This is a genomic window from Paraburkholderia sp. SIMBA_053, assembly GCF_046534895.1.
GTDB classification, from domain to species: Bacteria; Pseudomonadota; Gammaproteobacteria; order Burkholderiales; family Burkholderiaceae; genus Paraburkholderia; species Paraburkholderia caledonica.
In genome coordinates this window covers 1-270 of the sequence record NZ_JAWRXU010000732.1, presented here as the reverse complement: position 1 = coordinate 270, position 270 = coordinate 1, and the positions used below count along the sequence as shown (strand labels likewise).

The 270-nt window shown below is 60.7% G+C and carries 1 protein-coding gene; it reads left to right on the top strand.

The window, feature by feature from the left end:
* On the top strand, positions 1 to 270 hold a 270-nt coding region (locus SB753_RS37510), incomplete at both ends, for a transporter substrate-binding domain-containing protein (RefSeq protein WP_410805218.1).

The window sequence follows — 270 nt, the reverse complement described above, 5'->3', positions numbered from 1 at the left end:
CCTGGCCAGTCAAAACAGCGCACCGCCGTTACGCTGCTGCGCACATGCGCGCTTGCGCTCGTCGCCACCTTAGGCATCGTTCATGCGGCGCATGCAGCGAGCGCCGAGGAAATCAAGGCGCGCGGCTATCTGAGCGTCGCGACCGAGGATGACTACACCCCGTTCGAATTCGTTGCTGAAGGCAAGAACACCGGCTATGACAACGATCTGCTCGCGCTGGTACGCAAGAAGATCGGTGTGGACGTGAAACAGCAAGTCATGCCGTGGTCC